A 3725-nucleotide genomic window follows, 5' to 3' on the forward strand; every position below is an offset into this window, starting at 1 on the left:
CGCCTCAGCGCCGTCCGCGCGCCTCGGTCGCCGCGTCGAAGAAACGCCAGGCCAGCGTCAGCGCGTCCGGCCCGGCCGGTTCCGAGAAGGCCTGGTCGGCGGCGCCGCCGCTCCAGGCGTGGCCGAGTTCGTGGACGCGCACGGCGCGCACGTAGGGATCGCCGTCGGCGTGCTGCCAGTCGGTGACGTGCATGCCGAGGCGCTCGCCGCGCTGCAGTTCGCGGCCGCGGCTTTTCAGCGCCGTGCCGGCCGGCAGCAGCTCCAGCCACAGCGCCGCCGAGGCCTGCGCGCAGGCCGGTGCGACGATGCGATCGGCGTCGCCGTGCAGCACGATCATCGGCGGCGGCCGGCGTCCGAACAGGCGCAGACGCAGCTGTTTCACGTCCGGCAGGCGCCGGCCCTGCATCGCGGCAGCGGCCTGCAGCGGGTTGCTGGCGCTCGCCGGCACCGCGCCCGAATGCGAGCCGACCGCAACGAAGCGTTCCGGGTGGCGCAGGCCGAGCGTCAGCGCCATTGCGCCGCCGGCCGACAGCCCGAGCGCGTACAGCCGGTCGCGGCGCAGCGGCCAGCGCAGGCAGGCGTGTTCGACGATCGACAGCAGCAGCAGGCATTCGGTCGCGACCTGTGCCTCGCTGCGAAACCAGTTCCAGCAGCGCTGGGCGTTGGCCTGCTGCGTCTGCTCGGGCATCAGCACCGCGAACTGCTCGCGCTGCGCGAGGCGCGCAACGCGCGTGCTGGCGGCGAAGCTGGCGCTGTCCTGCCCGCAGCCGTGCAGCAGCAGCAGGACGGGCACCGGCCGGGCGCGCGTCGCTCCCGGCGGCAGGTACAGCCGGAAACGCCGCTGCGCCAGCGGCCCGAGGCCCCAGCTGCCTTCCTCCCAGCGCCCGGAGGCGCGGGCGTGGACGATCGGCGCCTCGGCCGGTGTGGCGATGCCGGACAGCAGCCGGCGCAGGCCGGTACCGATATGGCTGGCGGGCCCGGCGAGCGTGCGGGTTTTCGGCGTACGCAGGGGTTTGATGGCGGGACGACGCGGCATAAGGGCGACGGATTCGGCGATCGGGGGGTGTTGGCAGCCTACCCGAGCCGCCGGGGGCAGCGGGGGATCGGCGTTTGCGGATCGTGGAGACTTGCCACGTGGCAAGCCGCGGCGGATCGGGCTGACCGGCAGAACGGGTTCTGGCGTGGTGCAAGCGGAGGCTTGCACCGGACTGCGCCAGATCAGCCCTCGCTCGCCGGCCCGCCGCTTGCAGGCATGCGACCTGTGTCGGAAACCCGTGTCGCTCGTATCAGAATTACGTCAAGTCGTTGTATTGATGCGACTGTTTTCCACAGATTCTGTGGACAAAGACGGCAGTTCTGTGACAGGCGTCAAAAGCCTGTCATGCCGCAGCGCGACATATGCCTGCGATCGGTGATCCGGGCGTGATCCGGACTCGTGCGTATCATTCATGCCTGATGCGTTGATTTATGCGCACGCGCCTTCCTACGATGCCGGCCATCACCGATGGATCATGGGGGCTTTCACGATGCAGGCGCTGCGCTTCAACTTCCGCACGCTGTGCCGAAACGCCGCCGAACGCGGCGAGCAGTTGCAGGCGCGGCTGCTCGATGCGCTCGGGGCGCGCCACGGTGCCAAGGCGCTGCCGGATTTCGGCATCGAGCGCGCCGCGCAGCTGATCGGCTGCACGGCCAACTACATCCGCAGCCTGGAGGCACGCGCCGAGGCACCGCAGCCGCGGCTGATCGAGGCCGGCAGCCTGCAGCGGCGCGTATACAACTACAACGACGTCAACCACCTGCGCACGGTCATGGGCCGCGGCGTGCACCGGCCGGACGGAGCCGCGGCGGCGCGCGTGGTGTTCTCGAACCTCAAGGGCGGCGTCGCCAAGACCACGATGTCGCTGCACTTCGCGCAGTACTGCGCGCGCGAGGGCTACCGCGTGCTGCTGGTCGATGCCGATCCGCAGGCGACCACCACCGGCGCCTTCGGCTTCATTCCCGATCTCGACCTCGGTGACGGCGATGACCTGTCGCAGGCGCTGCTCGCCGGCCCGCAGCACCTCGAAACCGCGATCCGGCGCACGCACTGGGCGCAGCTCGACCTGCTGCCCTCGCGTCTGGCGCTGCAGTACGTCGACTGGCAGCTGTCGCAGCCGGCCGAACGCACCCATGCCGAACTCGGGGCGCCGCCGGTGCGCCTGACGCGCGCGCTCGCGCAGGTCGAGGATCGCTACGACCTGATCGTCATCGACACGCCGCCGTCGCTCGGCATGCTGTCGATCAACGCCATCGCCGCGGCCAGCCTGATCGTGATGCCGATCGTGCCGCACATGTACGACATCTCCTCGTCGGTGCAGTACTTCCGCATCCTCGAACAGGTCTGCGAGCTGTACGCGCGCGAGATCGACGTGGCGCGGCTGGCGATCCTGCTGACCAAGGTCGACAACAGCACCGAGACGCTGAACAACATCGCCGTGATCAACGGCGCCTACGGCGAGCTGATCCTCAGCAACCGCATGGGCCTGACCAAGGAGCTGCAGAAGTCGGCGTCCGATCAGCTCAGCATCTACGAGATCGACCAGCCGCGCGGCTCGCGCGACACCTACCACCGCGCGGTGATGATGCTCGATGCCGTCAACAGCGAACTGCTGCTCGCGGTGCGCCAGCTCTGGCAGCAGCAGGTGCTGGTCGGCATCGAGGCGGCCGAGGCCGGGCACGGCCGGGTGCGCGCATGAGCCGGCGCGGCAGCGGCGGTCTGAAGGGCCTGGCCGGTTTTCTCGGCAGCGGCGAGCACCAGTTCGGGCAGAGCCTGATGGACGAGTCCGCCGCCGGTGTTGCGCGCCTGCCGGTCACGCAGCTCGTGCCAGGACGCTTCCAGCCGCGGCGCACGATCGACGAAGCCTGGCTCGCCGAACTGGCCGACAGCGTGCGCCGGCTCGGTGTCATCGAGCCGGTCGCCGTGCGCCCGCTCGGCGAAGGCCGCTACGAGATCCTCGCCGGCGAGATGCGCTGGCGTGCCGCGCAGCAGGCGGGGCTCGTCGAGCTGCCGGTCATCGTCCACGATGTCGATGACCGCACGGCGGCGTCGATGGCGCTGGTCGAGAACCTGCTGCGCCGCGACCTCGATCCGATCGAGGAGGCGCACGCGCTCGCGCGCCTCGGCAGCGAGTTCGGCCTGCGCAACCGCGAACTCGCCGAACTGCTGAGCCGCTCCGAATCCGCCATCAGTCGCACGCTCGGCCTGCTCGCGCTCGCCCCCGGCGTGCAGGCGCTGCTGCAGGCACGCCGCCTCGATGCCGGTCACGCCCGCGTGCTGCTCGGACTGCCGGAGGCGGATCAGGAGGCGCTGGCGCAGGCTGCGGTCGATCTCGGCCTGAGCGTGCGCGAGCTGGAAAAACGCCGGCAGCGGCTGCTCGCCGGCGAACGGCCGGCGCTCGCCGAGCCGGTCGTGCCTGCCGATGCCGAACTCGATGCGCTCGAACGCCAGTTCACGCAGCGCCTCGGCGCCGGCGTGCGCCTGCGCTACAGCGCGGCAAGGCAGCGCGGCCGCATCGAGATCGACTTCCGCGACCTCGACGGCCTGCGTGCGCTGCTGGCGCGGCTGCCGGAGGCGGGCGGCTGAAACCGGAACTTGCCACGTGGCAAGTCGAAGGCGGCAACGCGCATCCGCCGGCGGTGACGGCTGGCGTCCCGGCTCACGCTGAACGTCGGGCCGGGCGCAGCCG

3 protein-coding genes are annotated in these 3725 nt (G+C 71.1%); 2 read left to right on the forward strand and 1 reads right to left on the reverse strand.

Features of this window, described 5'->3' with window-relative positions:
• Positions 1-4: 4 nt before the first annotated feature.
• Positions 5-1036, reverse strand: coding sequence for an alpha/beta fold hydrolase (locus PKE44_RS16385; RefSeq protein WP_324553324.1), 1032 nt, complete (start codon positions 1034-1036; stop codon positions 5-7).
• A 412-nt stretch (positions 1037-1448) separates the two neighbouring features.
• On the opposite strand from PKE44_RS16385, the gene PKE44_RS16390 reads away from it, so the two are divergent.
• Together PKE44_RS16390 and PKE44_RS16395 are read left to right on the forward strand one after the other, a co-directional pair.
• Positions 1449-2735: an AAA family ATPase gene (locus PKE44_RS16390; RefSeq protein ID WP_324553327.1), complete on the forward strand. Its 1287-nt coding sequence runs from the start codon at positions 1449-1451 to the stop codon at positions 2733-2735.
• The gene (locus tag PKE44_RS16395) at positions 2732-3622 is read left to right on the forward strand and encodes a ParB/RepB/Spo0J family partition protein (protein ID WP_324553330.1); all 891 of its coding nucleotides are present in this window, start codon (positions 2732-2734) and stop codon (positions 3620-3622) included. The genes PKE44_RS16390 and PKE44_RS16395 overlap by 4 nt, the downstream gene beginning before the upstream one ends.
• Positions 3623-3725 lie beyond the last annotated feature (103 nt).

The sequence above is a fragment of the Plasticicumulans sp. genome, assembly GCF_035331805.1.
In the GTDB taxonomy this organism is placed as follows: Bacteria; Pseudomonadota; Gammaproteobacteria; order Competibacterales; family Competibacteraceae; genus Plasticicumulans.

Bases quoted from the DNA above. Each gene is read 5' to 3' on its own strand.
- PKE44_RS16385 (WP_324553324.1), bottom strand. From the start codon at position 1,036: ATGCCGCGTCGTCCCGCCATCAAACCCCTGCGTACGCCGAAAACCCGC.
- PKE44_RS16390 (WP_324553327.1), top strand. From the start codon at position 1,449: ATGCCTGATGCGTTGATTTATGCGCACGCGCCTTCCTACGATGCCGGC.
- PKE44_RS16395 (WP_324553330.1), top strand. From the start codon at position 2,732: ATGAGCCGGCGCGGCAGCGGCGGTCTGAAGGGCCTGGCCGGTTTTCTC.